The following is a 16,051-nucleotide window of genomic DNA, read 5'->3' on the forward strand; positions in this document are numbered from 1 at the left end:
TCGCGGCGCCCCTCGTGGCAGGGGGCGGCGAGGGGCCGTACACGCTTTACTGGGAGAGCCGCCGATGGAAATCCGTAACCTGTTGCCTGACGACATCGAGGCAGCCAGACAACTACTGATCGCCAACGGCTGGGCCCACCGGGTGGGCGGCCCGGAGAAATTCGCACGGCTGGTGGCCAACTCCCAACGGGTGGTCGTGGCGGTGGAGCACGGCGAGATCGTCGGCTTTGCCCGCGCACTGTGCGACGACGTCTGCGACGGCTTCCTGTCGATGGTTGCCGTCGCGCCCAGCCACCGCCGGCGCGGCATCGGCCGCGCCCTGGTGCGGCACATCGTGGGCAACGACCCCGACATCACCTGGATGCTGCGCGCGGCGCGTTCCTCCGAAGCCGCATTCTTCGGCCAGCTCGGCTTTACGCCGTCGATGGTGGCAATGGAGCGGCGCCGGCCCTGATGCGCCAGCGCGCCCGGCGCAGCGTCAGCGGGCGCCCATCTTGCGCCGGAACTCTTCGGCCGAACCCACCTGCCGGAACAGCGGCCCGCCCGGTGCGAAGCGATCCGCGCTCGCCAGCGGCCCCACCACCACCGGTTCGAATCCCGCATCGCGCACCAGCTGCGCGGCCACATCGAGCGCGGCCTTGTCGTCGCCGGCGATGGGCACCGCCACCAGGCCGCCCGCCCGGTGGTGCTCGCTGGCAAACTGTGCCGCCCCCATGAAGTTGAAGGCCCGCACCACGCGCGCGCCGCGCAGGTAGCGCGCGGTGGTGATGCCGATGCCGTCACGCCTGGTCTCCTCGGTGATCGGGCCATCGCGGTGCTCATAGGCATTGGTGGCATCGAGCACGATCTTGCCGCGCCAGGCATCGGCATGGTCGCGGCTGAGCTGCGGCAGCGCGCCGTAGGGCGTGGCCAGGAACAGCACGTCAGAGAACGCAATCGCCTCGGCCACGGTGCCGGCGCGCGCCAGCGTACCCAATTCTTCCACCAGCGGCTTGAGTGCCTCCGGGTGCCGCGACGAGAACAGAACCGGGTGTCCGGCCTTGACCCACAGCCCGCCCACCGTGCCGCCGATGCGGCCCGAGCCGATCACGCCGATGCGCTGCGCGGCGGCCTCGCGGCTGGCCGCCGGCCCAGGCTGGGCGCGCGCGGCGCGCGGCAGGGGCACGGCCAGCACCAGGGCCGCGGCGCCGGCACCAAGCCAGCGGCGGCGGGCAGGATCGAAGCGGGATGCCTTGGCGTTCATCGCAAATCCTCCGCAGTAGACACGACCACCCGTCCCGTACGTCATACGGGCCGCTGGGATGACTCTAGGCGAAAAGCGACGGCCGTGCGTGGACGGCTAGCGGTCGTTGCGGATCGGACCGAATTCGGCCGGCACCCATGCATACCCGGCCGCATCGCGGCGCACATGGCCAAGGCCCGGGAAAGGCATATGCGCGCCCCCCACCCACAGCCGGCCCTTGGCGGCATCGGCCAGGATGCGCTGGCGCGTGATCACGGCCTGTTTGCTGTCCACGTCAAACTCGATCGCCACTTGCGGGCGGCGGAACTGCACCGCATGGCTGTGCACGATGTCGCCCCACAGCAGCAGGCTGTCCTTGCCCGAGGTGAACAGGTAGCCACTGTGGCCCGGAGTATGGCCATTGGCCGGCACCGCGCGCACACCGGGAACGGGCTCGACACCGGCGCCGCCGTTGAAGGGCCGGAAGCGCTGCGCCGCCTGGTACGGCGCGACCGCGGCGCGCGCCATGGCGAACAGGCCCTGCGCCTCCTTCGGCGCGGCGGCGGCATTGGCTTCGCTGAGCCAGTAGTCGGCATCGGCCTTGTCGACATAGACGGTTGCGTTCGGGAAGGCCGCCTTGCCGTTGGCGGCCAGGCCGCAGGCGTGGTCGCCGTGCAGGTGGGTCAGCAGCACGGTGTCGATCTGTTCCGGCGCGTAGCCCGCCGCGCGCAGGTTTTCGCCGATGCGCCCGAGCGTGGGCCCGAAGCAGGCTGCCGCGCCCGTATCGACCAGCACCAGGTGGCTGCCGGTATGGATCAGGTAGGCGTTGACCGCGGTCTGCATGCCTGGCGTCGATTCGACGAACACCCGCGCCAGCAGGCTCTGCACCTCGCGCGCGCTGGTGTACCTGAGGATCTTCGGGTCCAGGTCGATGTAGCCGTCATAGAGCGCCGTGACCTCGAGCTGGCCGACCATCATGCGGTAGTAGCCCGGCACCTGGGTCTTCTGCTGCGCCGGCGGCGTGGCGGTCTGCGCAGTGGCGATGGCGGGAAGCACGGCGGCCCCCATGGTGACGGCGATGGCGGCACGGAATACGGCCTGGCGCAGCCCCGGGGGACGGCCGGGATGTAAGGTTGCATGGCACACCACGGACTGCTGCTTCATATCCTGTTCCTGTTCTGGTTGGTATTGTCGAGGAGTAGGCCGGAGCGGCAAGGCCGCGCGGCCAGGCATATCTTAGCCGGCCCTTGTCCATCAAGGCCGCAAGCACCAAAGCGTACCTACTTCTGCGTAAAAAACGGGGCCGTTTGGCCCCGTTTTCCATGCATGGGAGCTTGCGCTGCCCTGCGTTCACTCCGGCTGGATATTCGCCGCCTTGATGATGCGTCCCCACTTGCCGGACTCTTGCAACTGGAACTTCGCCAGCTCCGCGGGCGTGCTGGTGAACACCTCAGTGCCGGTCGACTTGTAGAAGCCAGCCGCGCTATCGCCGCGCGCGGCCTTGACCATCATCGCATTGAGCTTCGCCACCACCGGCTGCGGCGTGCCGGCGGGCGCATAGGCCGCGAACCAGTAGCTCATCTCGTAGCCCTTGACGCCGGCTTCGTCGATGGTGGGCACGTCCGGCGCCAGCGGCGAGCGCGTCTTGCCCGACACCCCCAGCGCGCGCAGCTTGCCGCTCTTGACCTGCGGCAGGCCGGTGGCCGTGTCCGTGATCATCATCTGGATCTGGTTGCCGAGCAGGTCGGTGATGGCCAGCGGGTTGCTCTTGTACGGCACGTGCAGCAACTCCACATGCGCCATCTGCTGGAACAGCTCGCCGGCAATGCGCGACGACGAGCTGCCGCTGCCGAAGCTGAGCTTGCCCGGCTGCTGTTTTGCCAGCGCGATGAACTCGCCCACGGTCTTGGCCGGCACCTGCGGGTTGACCACCATGATCTGGCCGCCGCGGCCCAGCGCGGTGATCGGCGCGTAGTCCTTGACCGGGTCGTAGGGCAGCTTCTTGAACAGGTGCTCGTTGGCCGCATGCGTGGTGTTGGTGCTGATCAGCACGGTGTAGCCGTCCGGCGCGGCCTTGGCCACGTCCGACGCGGCGATGAAGCCATTCGCGCCCGGCTTGTTGTCGACCACCACGGTGACCTTGCTGTCCACGGTGATGGCCTGGCCAATGGCACGCGCCAGCTGGTCGGTGGCGCTGCCGGCGGCGAACGGCACCACGAAGCGGATCGGCTTGTCCGGGAACTCGGCCCAGGCCTGCCCCGCGGGCAGGACCAGCGCAAGCGCGGCGACGGCCAGTGGCTTGAGAAATGGGTACATCGTGGTCTCCTGTAGAAGTCGTTGTCGGTGTGAAGCGGTGGATCAGTGGCTAGCCGCGGTGCCGGACACGAGCCGCGGCGGCACGGGGATCTCAAGCTGCAGCAGGCGGAACGACAGCGCCTTGCCGTGCGTGTCGAGGTTGAGCGCGTCGTTGACGCCGCCATCGAGCACGCCATCAAGGACGAAGTTCATCGCCTGCAGCGACGGCACCAGGTAGCGCGTGACGGCCGTGGGCCGGCGCTCGCGGAACAGCGCACGCACGGCGTCCTCGGTCACGTGCTCGACCAGGTGGTCGTAGTCGCGCGCGTCGTAGGCGATCACGCTGATGTTGGAACGGTTGCCCTTGTCGCCGGTGCGGCCGTGTGCGAACTGGTAGAGCGCGGCAGTGTCAGTCATGGTCGGACCTCCTCAGGCGATGAAGCTATGCGTGGCCGTCACGGCCTCGCGCGGTACCAGGCACGACACCGCATTCAGGCGCGCGCGCTGCGCGGTGCGCACGCCGCCGCCGCCGGCCGGGCCGCAGGTATAGAGCGCATTGACCTCGCGCTGCAGGGCCTGCGCCACCGTCAGGTCGTCGTGCGCCAACGCGGCGCGCAGGCGCACGTCCTGCGCCGCTTGCTCATGCGGCTGGCGCTGGGCGAACATGGCGCCGCCATCGTCGGCCAGCACGCTGAGCACGCCGATCAGGTCGAAGCGGATGGGCGCGTCATGGCCCAGCAGCTGCATGCGCCGGCGCAGGATGTCGGCGGCCAGCCGCGCGCGGGCGGCGGCATTGGGGCCGGCGTACGAGATTTCGCCCTCGGCCAGCCAGCCGCCGTGGCTGAACACATTGGCCTTGAGCTGCGCCGGGCGGGGATGGCCGCGCACATTGCGCACCGCCACGCGGTCGGGGGCCAGTTGCGTGACCGTGACCGTACCAATATCTGCGACCACGTCAGGCGTCAGGTACGCGGCCGGATCGTGGACCTCGTACAGCAGCTGCTCCTTGACCGTGCGCAGGTCGACGCAGCCGCCGGTGCCGGCGGCCTTGAAGATCTCGATGCCGCCGTCCTCGGCCAGCTGCGCGATCGGGAAGCCCACCGCATGCACATCGGGTACGTCCTTCATGCCGGGATCGGCAAAGTAGCCGCCGCTGACCTGCGCCCCGCATTCAAGCAGGTGGCCGGCCATGGTCGCGGCGGCCAGGCGGTCCCAGTCGTCCCACGACCAGCCAAAGTGCGCCATCGCCGGCCCCACGGCCAGCGCCGGATCGGCCACGCGTCCGCACACCACCACCTGGGCGCCGGCGGAGATCGCCTCGGCGATGCCTTGCGCGCCGATATAGGCGTTGGCGCAGACGAAGCGATCGGCGTCGAATGCATCGCCAAGAATGCCGTGCAAGCGCGCGCGTCCCGCATCGTCGGACAGGTCATCGCCCTCCACTACCGCAACACGCGGCGCGGGCAGGCGCAGTTCCTGCGCCAGCTGCAGCACGCGCCGCGCCGCGGCGCGCGGATTGGCGGCGCCGAAATTGCCGACGATGGGAATGCGGTGTTGCAGGCACAGGCCCAGCACCGGCACCAGCAGCGCATCGAGCAGCGGCTCGTAGCCCTGCGCGGGATCGTTGCGCCGCGCCAGCTGCGCCAGCGCGAGTGTGCGCTCGGCCAGGGTCTCGAAGATCAGCGCGGCCGGCTGGCCGGAGGCAATCAGCGTGCGCACCACCGGCAGCGCGGCATCGGTGCGGTCGCCGGAGAAGCCGGCGCCGGAGCCGATCAGCAAGGGAGCAGTCATGGTCGGGGGCAGGTCGTTGGTGGGGTCGATCCCATTCTAGGGCTGGTACGTCCAGCCAAAAAACGGATTATTTGGATTAATCTATCGACTTAGTGGATAAATCCGCCAGCCCATGAACCTCTCGGTCAAGCACCTGCGCGCCTTCGTGGCGCTGGCCACCTACCGCAACTTCACGCGCGCGGCGCGCGCCTGCCACCTGTCGCAATCGGCCTTCAGCGCGCTGGTGCAGACACTGGAGGAACAGGCCGGCAGCCGGCTGTTCGAACGCACCACGCGGCATGTGGAGCTGAGCAGCGACGGCGTGCGCTTCGAGCAGACCGCGCGCCGGCTGCTGGCCGATTTCGAAACCGCGTTCGAGGACCTGCGCGCGCACGCCGAGCGGCGCAAGGGGCGGGTGTCGATCGCGGCGCTGCCGTCGCTGGCCGGCGGCGACTTGCCGCCGCTGCTGGCGCAGTTCCGCGCGCTGTATCCGGGCATCGCGCTGGAGCTGTTCGACCAGCTCGCCGACGGCTGCATCGAACTGGTCCGCCAGGGCCGCGCCGACTTTGCGCTGGCCCCGGCACCGGCCCAGGACGAAGACCTGCGCGTGGAGCCGCTGGTGCGCGACACCTTCCACCTGGTGTGCCCGGCGGACCATGCGCTGGCGCGCAAGCGCCGCATCACGCCGCAGATGCTGGCGGGCCTGCCGTTTATCCAGCTGTCGCGCACGACCAGCGTGCGCCAGCACCTGGACGCCGCGCTGCATCCGTTGCGCCTGACCAGCGTGATGGAGGTGGAGCACCTGGCGACGGTGGCGGCGCTGGTGCAGGCGGGGCTGGGCGTGAGCGCGGTGCCGTCGCTGGCGCTGTTTCAGTTCCGGCGCGAGGGGCTGGCGATCCGGCCACTGCAGCTGCCGTCGCTGGTGCGCGATATCTGCCTGGTGCGGCTCAAGGACCGCGGCGACTCGGCCGCTGCAGCCGCGATGATCGACTGCCTGCAGGCGTTCTACCGCGGCGGCAAGCCGCCCGCGCGGCGCTGAAAACCCGCCAGGAGCGGCACGCAGAATTGGGTACGCTTTGCCGCCGACGGCGGCTCAGAAGTGCCCGAGATAGCCGCCGTCCACGGCCAGCACCTGCCCGGTGACATAGGACGCGGCCGGCGACGCCAGGAACACCACCGCCCCCGCCACTTCCTCCGGCTGGCCCCAGCGGCCCAGCGAGGTGCGCTGGCGCAGCCACTCGGCCACGCTCTCGTCCTCGACCATGGGCTGGTTGGGCTCGGTAGCGAAGTAGCCCGGGGCGATCGCATTGACGGTGACGCCGTGCCGCCCCAGGTCGGCCGCCATGGCGCGCGTGAGCGCATCCAGGCCGCCCTTGGTGGCGGGGTAGAGCACGTCGCCGGCACGCGCGACCTGGCCCGCAATCGAGCTCACATTGACGATGCGCCCGTAATCGCCGCCGCGCATGCGCTGCGCGGCGAGCCGGCACAGCGCGTAGGGCGCCACCAGGTTGGTCTCGAGCATGGCGCGCAGGTCGCCGGCATCGAGCTGCGCCATGGTGCTGCGGTTGCGCGCGCCGGCATTGTTGACGAGGATGTCGAGCCGGCCATGGGCGGCGTCGATGCGGTCGAACGCGGCAGCCACGGCGGCTTCATCGGTGATATCGAGCACCAGCGCCTCGGCGCTGCCGCCGCGCGCGGCCAGCGCGGCGACGGCCGCTTGCACGCGCTGCGCATTGCGCGCCACCACCAGCACATGGGCGCCGGCGTCGGCCAGCCCGGCGGCAATCGCCAGGCCCAGGCCCTGCGCGCCGCCGGTAACCAGCGCCACGCGGCCGTGCAGCGAGAACGGGGTACGGGAATCGGGGGAGAGGGTAGGAGTAGCCATGCGGGGGACTATACCGCAGCCCCCCTATCCGCGGCTTTCAGCGGATCAGCTTGCCGGTGGACGAGACGATCGACATTTCCACGAACGACGAGCCGGTATGGCGCTCGGCGCTGTAGCTGATCAGGATGCCGCCAAGGTCGTAGTCGCGCATGCCTTCCAGCGCCGTGACCAGGCGCTCGCGCGTCAGGTCGGGGCCGGCGCGGCGCAGCCCTTCGACCAGCACCTTGGCCGACATGAAGCCCTCCATGCCGGCGTTGGACGGCTCCACGCCCTGCTGCTTGGCCAGGCTGCGGTATTCGCTGGCCAGCGTCATCTGGCTGGAGTTGGTGCCCGGCACCACCTGCGTGATGATCAGCCCGCGCGCATCGTCGCCCAGTTCACGGATAAAGGAATCGGCGGCGTTGTTGGACAGCGTGACGAACTGTGCCTCGCTGCCTGCGCGGCGCAGTTCGCGGATGATGCGCGCCGCCTCGGAGCCCGAGCCGATCACCAGTACCGCCTGCGGGTTGGCCTTGTTCATGGCGGCCACGCTCTGGGTGATATCGCCCATGGGCCGGGCAAAGCTTGCCGTCGCCGCCGGCTGCACCCCGCGCGCCTGCAGCGCGGCGCTGTAGCCTTCCAGCACGTCCCGGCCAAAACCGTCGTTGGCGTAGAAGATGCCGATGCGGCTCATGCCCGAGGTGGCCAGGTGGTTGATCGCGCGCGCCACCTCGTCCTGGTACTTGGCGCGCACATTGAACACGTAGCGGTTGACCGGCCGGTGCAGCGTGATGGCGCCGGTCAGCGGCGCCACCAGCGGCACCTTCTGCGCGGCGATGATGGGCAGGATGCTTTCGTTCTGCGGCGTGCCGCGCACCATGAAGAGCGCGAACACCTTGTCCTCGTCGATCAGCTTGCGCACATTGTCGGGCGTGCGCTTGGCATCGAAGCCGTCATCGTGGGTCACCAGCTCGATGCGCCGCCCGGCCACGCCGCCGCTGGCGTTGATGGTGCGCAGGTACACCTGCGCGCCGGCGATCTGCTCCTTGACCGAACCGGCCACCGGACCGGTGACGCCGGCCGACTGGCCGATGCGGATGGTGTTGCGGGTCACGCCCGGTTCCGCCAGGGCCGTCTGTGCGGCCCATCCCAGCGTGGCGGCCAGCATGCCGCACGCGATCCATTTCGCTTTCATTGTCTCGACCCCTTGCGCCTGTGCGGCTGTCCTTCATTGTGTATGGCGGCGCGGCATGCACGGCCGCGCGCCGTTACGCAAGTTACCGCATGCGTCTCATGGGGGCAAACCGGGAAAGATCGGAGTGTTGCAGCGGCATCACACCGGAACCGCGAAGGCGGTTCCGGTGCGAGCCGGGGCGCGCTAAAGGATGCGCGTCAGGGCGCGCCGCAAGGGCGCGCGGAAAGACATGCGACTGCGTTGAACGACAATAAGCGACGATGCGCCGACGGCTCAGGGGAAAGCCGGCACAGCCGGGTCCAACCCCGCAAAGCTGGCTTCCGGATGCGCGTTCGCGAGCAGGGTTTCGATTTCCTCGACACGGCTGCGCGGCACGTCGACCATCAGCAGGATCTTGCCGGCCTCGATGTCCTTCTCGAATGCACGCAGCCGGCTGTTGGGTGCCGAACTGCCGATCATGCTCGAGGCCCACGCGCCAAACACCGCGCCCAGCACCGCCAGCACGCCGACGAGGCCCCACTGCGGGGTGTCGCTGACGATCGGGAACATCGCCACCACGACGCCGGCCACGACGCCCACGCCGCCGCCGACCATCAAGCCCATCTCGGCGGCATGCACGATGTCGGAGGTCTGGAACAGGTTGGCTTCATGCAGGCCGGTCATGTCGGAGCCGTCGCGCGCCACGAAGTGGATGTGGCGGTTCTCGAGCCGGGCAAGCAGCAGGTCGTCCATGGTGCGACGGGCACTCGCCAGGTCGGGCAACAACCAGAAGATGCGTTTGCGCATGTCTCTCTCCTTTTTCAGGCCGCACCGCCGGTGAGTTTGAGCCTGGTCAGAAAGTACCGCTGGCGGCGCGGGGTTATTTCTTTGTACGCCGTTCAAGGGGCCAGCGCAAGGCGCGTTTCCGTGCCTGCGCACCCTCGCCGCGGATGTGATGCGCACGTGCCCCCGCACATGCGGGGCACGCGTCACGTCAGGCGGAAATTCGCAGCAAAGCGCGTCAGAAAGTGATTGGCAGGCGCAGGTTCACCTGCAGGTCGGGGGTGTCGCGCGTCAGCCCCGCACCCACTGAAAGGTTCACCGTGTAGCGGTTGTTGAAGCGGTACGAATAGCCCACCAGCAAGGTGCCCTGGGTCACGCGCACCGAGCCCGGCACGGTCTGGCCGTTCTGCTTGGTCGGCCAGATGATGGCCTGGTCATAGCCGATGCTGAACGACGCCTTCTCATTGAGCGACAGGCCCATGCCGAAGCTGAACTCGAAGATGTCGCCGGGGGCGATCTTGCCGAGATTCTCCTTCTCGCCGTTCAGCACGGTGCGGCTCACGTTGTCGCGCGCAAAGTTGTGCAGGTAGCTGAAGGTGCCGAAGAACACCGCCGGGTCGGTCGGCAGCAGCCAGGTGATGCCGGGCTGGATCGCCTGGAAGCCGGTGCCGGTGGGCAGCCCGAGCGGCAGGCCGGTGCCGGTGGCATTGCCCACGCAGCGCGTCACGCAGTCGGTCACGACCTCGAACGGGTCGGTGCCGGTATTGGACTTGTAGCGCAGCCAGCCGACGAAGTACGGAATCTTCTCGTTGCCGTAGTTGAGCTGGTAGCGCACCGTCGCCTCGACGTCGCCGATACCGCTGCCGCTCGCATTGAACACGCGGTCGACCGCCGTGCCGGTGAAGACCTCGCGGCTGACTGTCTGGCCCGATGAGTGCACGTAAGGCACCTTGGCTTCGATTTCCAGCCGCTTGGTCAGGCCGTAGCGAAACGCTACCGACGGGATGTAGGTCGAGGTCTTGACTTCGCGCACATCGACCAGGCCGATCAGGATGGCCGGGATGACCGTGTAGCCGACCAGCGCGACGCGGTTATTGGACGAATAGCCGTACTGGAAGCCGGGCTCGATCACCAGCTTGCCCTGGGCGGTCAGCACGCCGGGCTGGTCGATGATCGGCGCGATCTCAGGCGGACGGCGGTCTTCCTCCGGCGGGCGGCCCACGGGTTCTTCCAGGGCCACGGTCTGCCGGTCGGCGGACTCGCCCGCCTGCGGACCCTGGGCCATGTCCTGCGGTGGCTGGAGAATGATCTGCTGCGGGTTGTTGACCGCGTTGGGCGCTGACTGGGTGGCGCTGGCAGCGGCCGCCGCGGTAGCGGCGTTGGTGGCATTGTCGGACGGCGACACGCCTGGCCCCGCGCGCTGGCCGCCGCGCTTGTTGGCCAGCACCTCCGTGCCGATCACGTTACGCAGTTCGCGGATCAGCGCCTCCTGTTCGGCCAGCGCCCGCTTCATGGCGTCGAGCTGGGTGGCCTGTTCGGCAAGCTCCTTCTGCAGTGCTTCCAGTCCGGCTGCGGGTGGTCCCGCATCCGGCGGCGTCTGGGCCTGCGCCAGGCCGCCGAGCAACAGTAACGTCGAGCATCCCGCATTGCGAATGCCCTGCATCGACCGCTTCTTCATGACGTCTTCCTCCCCCGGGACGGCAGGCTGTTCTTGCAGGAGCCTGCGACCTGTACTGCCCGATGCCTCGCTACGACTACCTCATGCTTGCGGCCCGCATCAGCGCGCTGTTCAGCGTGGTGTTGGCCAACTGCGACCGGAATGCCTGCAGCGTATTTACGCTTGCGTCGATTGTCATCAGGCTCCGGATGCTCTGGTTGTTCAAGGTGTTCTGGATCACGGTCGTTGGCGTCCCCGCCAGCGATCCCACCGATGCCGCATTGCCCGGGCCGTTCTGGATCACGTTCAACAGCCCATTGCTCACGACCTGACCGGTGGCCGTATTCACCACCGCCGCCGGCAAGCCCGCCGCACCGCTGGCGCCCGAACCGGCCCCGGACGTGCCGGTGCTGCTGGCCGAGGCGCCATTGGCCGCCGAGGTGGCGCTCCCATCCGAACCGGCCGCGCCCGCCGCCGCCAGCGCGTTGGCGACCGCCGCATTGGTGCTGGCAACGATGGCCGGGCCCAGCGTCGAGGCAAGCCGCGCAGCCTGGTCGGCGGTGATACGGCTGACATCGGGGATGTTAATGCTGGTGGCAACCACCAGGGCCCCGTTGATGTACACCGCGCGTTCGATACCGAACGAAACCTGCAGGCCCGGCACTTCGAAGCCGCCCCGCATGTCGTCGAGTTTTTCGTGTGCTACCGGTTTCCAGCCGGCCATGCTGCCGCGTGCGGCAGCCAGAGGGTTTTGGTCCTGCCCGTCGCTCGAGGGCATGGCCCCCTGCAATGGAAGCGCCGACGCGTCGAGGGCGTCGGGCTGTGGCAGCATGGTGGCCTGCGCCGTGCCGGCACAGGCCAAACCGGCCCCGAGCAGCATCGCCGCGGCCGCATGACCGGCGCTGCGAGGGGCTGCTGGGGTCGGGAAGGAAGTCTGCAACATGATGCGTTCCTCAAAAATCGCCCGCGCCATGCTTGGGCATGACGGTGAAGAACAAGCTATCCCGGTTGACTCCCATCCAGTAAGGACCGCTCGGCGCAACGCGCCAGTCGGCTGCAAGGTTGAACCGCGCCCGTTCGGTGCGGTTATGGATCACGAACAGCAGCTGGCTGTCCCAGATCTGCTCGAAATGCTCGCGTGACATCGCGCGCGTGCCGCGTGCGGGATCGCCGATCAGCACGCGGTCGCCCTTCACGCCCTTGACCACCACGAAATGGTGGTAACCGTTCTCCACGATCAGCACGATGGCCGGCACCTGCGTCTCTTCCAGCTTGGACAGTGGCAGCTCGTAGCCGTCCGCCTCATAGCCGAGCGCGGCCAGGAAGCGCTTCATGTCGAGCAGCGAGAACCCCTCGGCGCGGATCTTCTGCTGGTCGCCGTTGAGGTACATGTTCTGGAAGACCGTGGCCTCATTCATCGGATGGCCGTACTGGTAGCTCAGCAGCGTGGCCACCGCGGCCGAGCCGCAGCTGAAGTCGAACTGCTGCCGGATCGTGGACTTGAAGCGAGCCTCGCGCACGCTCGTGACCCGGACGTTGTAGGACTCGCCGACCGGCCCGTATATCAGGGTGTCGGCAGCCTGGGCACATGGAACGCCCCCCGCGGCCAGCAAGAACGGTACAGACGCCAACAGGTTTCGCAGCGGCTTCATTGCTTGAACTGGACGTTGACGATAGTGGCGTTCTGGATCAGTACGTTGGAGCCCGAGTTCTGGATCGCGGTGGGAATCCCTGCCGCATTCGAGAAGGCCCCGTCCGCGATGTTGTTGGTGCCGGACAGAATATTGACCGCGGCGTTGTCGGCCACGGTACCGTGCAGGCGCATATCGTTGACCGTGACCTCGGCGCCGCCACGGATGTCATCCAGTTTAGACACGGGTACGGCTTTCGCCACCCCTCCGAACAAGGAAGTTGCGGCCGTCGGCTGCGCGGTGGTGGTTGCCGCCGTGTCCGGCGCCGTGCCAGAGGCAGCGCGCGCCGCGGTCATGGTGGCGTCCAGCCCTGGCGGCTCGGCGTGTGCCTGCAGCACTGGCCAGGCGAGTAAGACCGTCGCGAATGCCCCGACGGCGAAGCGGGCCGATTGCATGATGTCGTCTCCCCTTGCCTGCGGGCCGTCCCCATCCGGGCGGCTGCACGGCAATCAGGCTTGCTTAGGCATGACAGGACCCGCGCGCCCGCACACAGGATGCGGGCGCCGGTCCTGCCGGCATGAGTGCGAGCTGCCGGTCCGCCCCGGGCACAAGGCCCGGGCCGGACCGTGGCTGCGCGCCTTACCGGCTGCCGCCGACCTGCAAGTTGGCCTGTACGTTCACGCTTTGCTGCACCAGCGAAGCAGCGCCGCTGTTCTGGTTGGCCATCATGATGCCCGCCGCCGTCTGACCAACGCTGGTCATGGTGTTGGACATATTGAAGGTGCCCGCGTCGACAAGGTTGTAGCCGCCAGCACCACCCGCGCCGCCGACTGCGCCGTTACCGGTGCCGCCAGTGCCGCCATTGCCGGTGCCGCCCGCGCCGCCGGCTCCGCCAGCAGCACCCACCGCACCGTTGCCAGCCGTGGAGCTGCCGTTGGATGCCGAGCTCGTTGCGCTGCCGTTCGAGGCCGAACCGCCAGCACCACCCGCGCCGCCAACGCTGGCTTGCGAGCCGCCTGCACCGCCAGTGCCGGTTGCCGCGCCCGCCGTTGCCGTCGAGGTCGCCGCGCCGCCCGCGCCACCGGCACCGCCGGGGCCACTGCCGGCACCGCCGTTTGCACCTGCAGCCGCGGTTCCGGCACCGCCCGCACCGCCACTCGCGGTACCTGCGCCGCCCGAACCGGTGCCTGCACCAGCCGTGTTGGTACCGGTCGCGGCACCGCCTGCGCCGCCCGCGCCGCCAGTTGTGGCGTCGGCACCCGCACCGTTGGCATTGCCACTGCTGCCACCCGAACCACCGGCGGAGCCCGCAAAGCCGCCCAGGGCGCCGCTGGCACCCAGGCCACCACCGCCGATCGCGCCGGCACTGCCGCCACGGCCGCCTGCGCCGAGCGATGCGCTCAGAGCGCCGCCGCCCTTGCCATAGCCATCGCCGCCGCTGCCGCCCTTGCTCCCCGCTGCGGAGAGCGCGCTGCCGCCACGTGCCTTGCCGTCACCGCCATCGCCGGCCCAGCCAATCGCCTTGCCGCCGTTGCCGCCATCACCAGCCTGGGCGCCGTAGTTGGTAGCGGAGCCATTGGTTGCGCTGCCGTTGGTAGCATTGCCACCGGAGCCGCCGCTGCCGCCGCCGCCGCCGTTGCCGCCATTGCCGCCGCGCCCGCCTTCGCCGGTACCGCCATAGCCGTTGCCGCCCCGACCGCCGGCTGCACCATTGGCGTTACCCCAGTTATTGGCATAGTTGCCGATCGGGCCAATGCTGTTGTTGGAAACCGTGCCGTTCAGCTTGCTGATGGCCAGTGCCTTGCTGGTGTTGAAGGCGTTGTTGACGCTGGAGGTGGCGCTGCCACCGTTGGCGCCTGCGTTGCCTACGCCATGGTCAAAGTCGATCTTGCTCTTGTTGTGCGAGTTGGTCGTGGTCTTGGTCTTGGTGGTGACCTTCGTGTTGGTGCTGCTGTCATTGGCCTGCACTGCGGTCGAATATTCGTTCGCCGCTGCACCGCTGCCACTCTGCGTCGAGGTGGCTGTCGCCGTCTGGTTGTTGTTGCCATCCCAGACCTTGTGATTATTGTTGGTCGGATTTGCCCATGCCTGCCCGCCAAATGCGAGCGCGATGGCCGACGCAAGAAGTGTCTTTTTCATACAAAGCTCCCAGGAGAATTGCACAGTGTCACAGCGGCTCAGCCTCTGGCCGGCGCTCTTGCGAGGAACAACGGCTGGAGGTTCAGGTCCGGCACCCAGCCAAACCAGACTCCCCCTGCGCATATTCGGTGCCAGCTTCGCCACCTGCGGCGCCAACTCCTTGTATTACAAGGCCTGCCCGGCACCCTGACGGGAACTTTCCGCGGCTTTGCGCGACCACTACCGCCCTCGCCGCTGTGCACGGCAGACGACATGTCACATCGCTGTGACACGGCCACTCCCAGCCCACCTGAGGGGGGTCCGGAGTGGTCGAAAAACGCTTTATTTTTCAATACCTTATGCAGGCAGTCAGGACTTGCCCGAGGCGCGACCTTACGTATCGGGACTGAAACACGACACCGAGGGTGCCGTCACCGCCGCCCGTGCGGGGCATCCCACATTGCAGCAGCGGCGCCCCGATGTCATGTTCTCGCCGCCCGGCGCAAACCCGCTCCACCGCACCGGCGTTGTCCGCCCCTTCACCGCATGCAGCGGCGCCAAACCGACTTCACCCGCACTGGCGCAATCAGCCAAGGGGCCTTGGCGGAAACGGGATGCGTCGCTGCAACACTGCGCCGGCGGCGTTGTCCCGCAAGCGCCACTGCGGCTATCCATGCTAGGCTCTATGTCTGATTTAAAGTACATTAGAGGCATTACAGACTTGTCATCTCTCCGCAAGGGAAACCATGAGTGAAGCCGTCGTTCCCCTGTATCACCAGATTTACGTGGTATTGCGCCAGCAGATCGTGGAAGGCCGCTTCGGCCAGGGCCCCTTGCCGGGCGAGATCGACCTGGCCAAGCAGTTCCACGCCTCGCGCGTGACCATGCGGCGCGTGTTCGACCGCCTGGTGCAAGAAGGCCTGGTGCGCCGCCACCGCGGGCTTGGCACCTTCGTCAACCCGCATCCGGTGCGCCCGGCGACGGCGGCCGGCGAGGAACGCGGCACCAGCCTGCTCGACAACATCATCGACATGGGCCAGAAGACGTCGGTGAAGGTGATCTCGATCGACGAAGTCCATGCCACGCCCGATGTGGCCGAATCGCTGCAGATCGAGCCGGGCGATCCGGTGGTGAAGATCGTGCGCGTGCGCCACTACCGCAACCGCCCGCTGTCGCATATCACGGTCTACCTGCCCGCCGACCTGGGCCGGCCGATCACGCGCCAGTCCCTGGAAGAGCGGCCGGTGCTGCGGCTGCTGGAGGCCGGCGGCGTGAAGCTGGGCCGTGCCAGCCAGGTGCTGTCCGCGCGCCTGGCCGACGTGGTGGTGGCGCCGCTGTTGGACGTGCCGGTAGGCGGCGCGCTGCTGGCGGTGCGCCGCGTGGTCAAGGACGCGGCCGGACGCCCGGTCCAGTTGCTGCTCGGCCAGTACCGCCCGGACCGCTATGAATACCGCATGGAGTTGTCGCCGGCCGGCGTCGACAGCGCCAACGTCTGGGTGGAAAGCGAAACCCGCCCGGGCCTGCGCGACTGACTCCG

Annotated in this window: 16 protein-coding genes; 3 read left to right on the forward strand and 13 right to left on the reverse strand. The window is 68.5% G+C overall.

Going from position 1 to position 16,051, the window contains the following annotated elements; all coding sequences use genetic code 11:
• Nucleotides 1-64: 64 nt before the first annotated feature.
• On the forward strand, nucleotides 65-454 hold the full coding sequence (locus AC1Q6V_RS09360; protein ID WP_010814084.1) for a GNAT family N-acetyltransferase: 390 nt from the start codon (nucleotides 65-67) through the stop codon (nucleotides 452-454).
• A gap of 24 nt (nucleotides 455-478) precedes the next feature.
• On the opposite strand, the gene AC1Q6V_RS09365 is transcribed toward AC1Q6V_RS09360, so the two are convergent.
• From AC1Q6V_RS09365 to AC1Q6V_RS09385, 5 genes are all read right to left on the reverse strand, one after another.
• The gene (locus tag AC1Q6V_RS09365; RefSeq protein WP_454750629.1) at nucleotides 479-1,243 is read right to left on the reverse strand and encodes an NADPH-dependent F420 reductase; all 765 of its coding nucleotides are present in this window, start codon (nucleotides 1,241-1,243) and stop codon (nucleotides 479-481) included.
• Between the two features lie 96 nt (nucleotides 1,244-1,339).
• On the reverse strand, nucleotides 1,340-2,386 hold the full coding sequence (locus AC1Q6V_RS09370) for an MBL fold metallo-hydrolase (protein ID WP_454750628.1): 1,047 nt from the start codon (nucleotides 2,384-2,386) through the stop codon (nucleotides 1,340-1,342).
• Between the two features lie 186 nt (nucleotides 2,387-2,572).
• On the reverse strand, nucleotides 2,573-3,538 hold the full coding sequence (locus AC1Q6V_RS09375; RefSeq protein ID WP_454750627.1) for a Bug family tripartite tricarboxylate transporter substrate binding protein: 966 nt from the start codon (nucleotides 3,536-3,538) through the stop codon (nucleotides 2,573-2,575).
• A gap of 42 nt (nucleotides 3,539-3,580) precedes the next feature.
• Nucleotides 3,581-3,934 (reverse strand): AtuA-related protein, encoded by a 354-nt coding sequence (locus AC1Q6V_RS09380; protein ID WP_010810446.1) that lies wholly within the window; start codon nucleotides 3,932-3,934, stop codon nucleotides 3,581-3,583.
• A 12-nt stretch (nucleotides 3,935-3,946) separates the two neighbouring features.
• Nucleotides 3,947-5,308, reverse strand: a complete 1,362-nt coding sequence (locus tag AC1Q6V_RS09385; RefSeq protein ID WP_058697739.1) for an acyclic terpene utilization AtuA family protein — start codon at nucleotides 5,306-5,308, stop codon at nucleotides 3,947-3,949.
• A 112-nt stretch (nucleotides 5,309-5,420) separates the two neighbouring features.
• Between AC1Q6V_RS09385 and AC1Q6V_RS09390 the strand changes: the two genes are divergently transcribed.
• A complete protein-coding gene (locus AC1Q6V_RS09390) occupies nucleotides 5,421-6,326 on the forward strand; it encodes a LysR family transcriptional regulator (protein ID WP_010810448.1) in 906 nt (301 codons plus the stop codon).
• Between the two features lie 54 nt (nucleotides 6,327-6,380).
• Here the strand turns inward: AC1Q6V_RS09390 and AC1Q6V_RS09395 are convergent, their stop codons facing one another.
• From AC1Q6V_RS09395 to AC1Q6V_RS09430, 8 genes are all read right to left on the reverse strand, one after another.
• Nucleotides 6,381-7,172, reverse strand: coding sequence for an SDR family oxidoreductase (locus AC1Q6V_RS09395; RefSeq protein ID WP_011616332.1), 792 nt, complete (start codon nucleotides 7,170-7,172; stop codon nucleotides 6,381-6,383).
• 37 nt (nucleotides 7,173-7,209) lie between these two features.
• Nucleotides 7,210-8,346 carry an ABC transporter substrate-binding protein gene (locus tag AC1Q6V_RS09400; protein WP_010810450.1) on the reverse strand — a complete coding sequence of 379 codons (1,137 nt, stop codon included), beginning with the start codon at nucleotides 8,344-8,346 and terminating at the stop codon, nucleotides 7,210-7,212.
• A gap of 273 nt (nucleotides 8,347-8,619) precedes the next feature.
• Nucleotides 8,620-9,132, reverse strand: coding sequence for a hypothetical protein (locus tag AC1Q6V_RS09405; protein WP_010810451.1), 513 nt, complete (start codon nucleotides 9,130-9,132; stop codon nucleotides 8,620-8,622).
• Nucleotides 9,133-9,346: 214 nt separating this feature from the next.
• Nucleotides 9,347-10,786: an acetate kinase gene (locus tag AC1Q6V_RS09410; RefSeq protein WP_010810452.1), complete on the reverse strand. Its 1,440-nt coding sequence runs from the start codon at nucleotides 10,784-10,786 to the stop codon at nucleotides 9,347-9,349.
• Nucleotides 10,787-10,862: 76 nt separating this feature from the next.
• A complete protein-coding gene (locus tag AC1Q6V_RS09415; RefSeq protein ID WP_454750626.1) occupies nucleotides 10,863-11,708 on the reverse strand; it encodes a flagellin in 846 nt (281 codons plus the stop codon).
• A gap of 10 nt (nucleotides 11,709-11,718) precedes the next feature.
• Complete coding sequence (locus AC1Q6V_RS09420; RefSeq protein ID WP_010810454.1) at nucleotides 11,719-12,417, reverse strand: C39 family peptidase; 699 nt, start codon at nucleotides 12,415-12,417, stop codon at nucleotides 11,719-11,721.
• Nucleotides 12,414-12,851 (reverse strand): hypothetical protein, encoded by a 438-nt coding sequence (locus AC1Q6V_RS09425; protein ID WP_454750625.1) that lies wholly within the window; start codon nucleotides 12,849-12,851, stop codon nucleotides 12,414-12,416. The genes AC1Q6V_RS09420 and AC1Q6V_RS09425 overlap by 4 nt, the downstream gene beginning before the upstream one ends.
• Before the next feature lie 184 nt (nucleotides 12,852-13,035).
• The gene (locus AC1Q6V_RS09430) at nucleotides 13,036-14,535 is read right to left on the reverse strand and encodes a hypothetical protein (RefSeq protein WP_439672758.1); all 1,500 of its coding nucleotides are present in this window, start codon (nucleotides 14,533-14,535) and stop codon (nucleotides 13,036-13,038) included.
• A 725-nt stretch (nucleotides 14,536-15,260) separates the two neighbouring features.
• On the opposite strand from AC1Q6V_RS09430, the gene AC1Q6V_RS09435 reads away from it, so the two are divergent.
• A complete protein-coding gene (locus tag AC1Q6V_RS09435; RefSeq protein WP_010811095.1) occupies nucleotides 15,261-16,046 on the forward strand; it encodes a GntR family transcriptional regulator in 786 nt (261 codons plus the stop codon).
• The last annotated feature ends 5 nt before the right edge of the window (nucleotides 16,047-16,051 follow it).

It is taken from the genome of Cupriavidus sp. GW823-FHT07B10 (genome assembly GCF_058794355.1).

Bases quoted from the DNA above. Each gene is read 5' to 3' on its own strand.
- AC1Q6V_RS09360 (WP_010814084.1), top strand. From the start codon at position 65: ATGGAAATCCGTAACCTGTTGCCTGACGACATCGAGGCAGCCAGACAA.
- AC1Q6V_RS09365 (WP_454750629.1), bottom strand. From the start codon at position 1,243: ATGAACGCCAAGGCATCCCGCTTCGATCCTGCCCGCCGCCGCTGGCTT.
- AC1Q6V_RS09370 (WP_454750628.1), bottom strand. From the start codon at position 2,386: ATGAAGCAGCAGTCCGTGGTGTGCCATGCAACCTTACATCCCGGCCGT.
- AC1Q6V_RS09375 (WP_454750627.1), bottom strand. From the start codon at position 3,538: ATGTACCCATTTCTCAAGCCACTGGCCGTCGCCGCGCTTGCGCTGGTC.
- AC1Q6V_RS09380 (WP_010810446.1), bottom strand. From the start codon at position 3,934: ATGACTGACACTGCCGCGCTCTACCAGTTCGCACACGGCCGCACCGGC.
- AC1Q6V_RS09385 (WP_058697739.1), bottom strand. From the start codon at position 5,308: ATGACTGCTCCCTTGCTGATCGGCTCCGGCGCCGGCTTCTCCGGCGAC.
- AC1Q6V_RS09390 (WP_010810448.1), top strand. From the start codon at position 5,421: ATGAACCTCTCGGTCAAGCACCTGCGCGCCTTCGTGGCGCTGGCCACC.
- AC1Q6V_RS09395 (WP_011616332.1), bottom strand. From the start codon at position 7,172: ATGGCTACTCCTACCCTCTCCCCCGATTCCCGTACCCCGTTCTCGCTG.
- AC1Q6V_RS09400 (WP_010810450.1), bottom strand. From the start codon at position 8,346: ATGAAAGCGAAATGGATCGCGTGCGGCATGCTGGCCGCCACGCTGGGA.
- AC1Q6V_RS09405 (WP_010810451.1), bottom strand. From the start codon at position 9,132: ATGCGCAAACGCATCTTCTGGTTGTTGCCCGACCTGGCGAGTGCCCGT.
- AC1Q6V_RS09410 (WP_010810452.1), bottom strand. From the start codon at position 10,786: ATGAAGAAGCGGTCGATGCAGGGCATTCGCAATGCGGGATGCTCGACG.
- AC1Q6V_RS09415 (WP_454750626.1), bottom strand. From the start codon at position 11,708: ATGTTGCAGACTTCCTTCCCGACCCCAGCAGCCCCTCGCAGCGCCGGT.
- AC1Q6V_RS09420 (WP_010810454.1), bottom strand. From the start codon at position 12,417: ATGAAGCCGCTGCGAAACCTGTTGGCGTCTGTACCGTTCTTGCTGGCC.
- AC1Q6V_RS09425 (WP_454750625.1), bottom strand. From the start codon at position 12,851: ATGCAATCGGCCCGCTTCGCCGTCGGGGCATTCGCGACGGTCTTACTC.
- AC1Q6V_RS09430 (WP_439672758.1), bottom strand. From the start codon at position 14,535: ATGAAAAAGACACTTCTTGCGTCGGCCATCGCGCTCGCATTTGGCGGG.
- AC1Q6V_RS09435 (WP_010811095.1), top strand. From the start codon at position 15,261: ATGAGTGAAGCCGTCGTTCCCCTGTATCACCAGATTTACGTGGTATTG.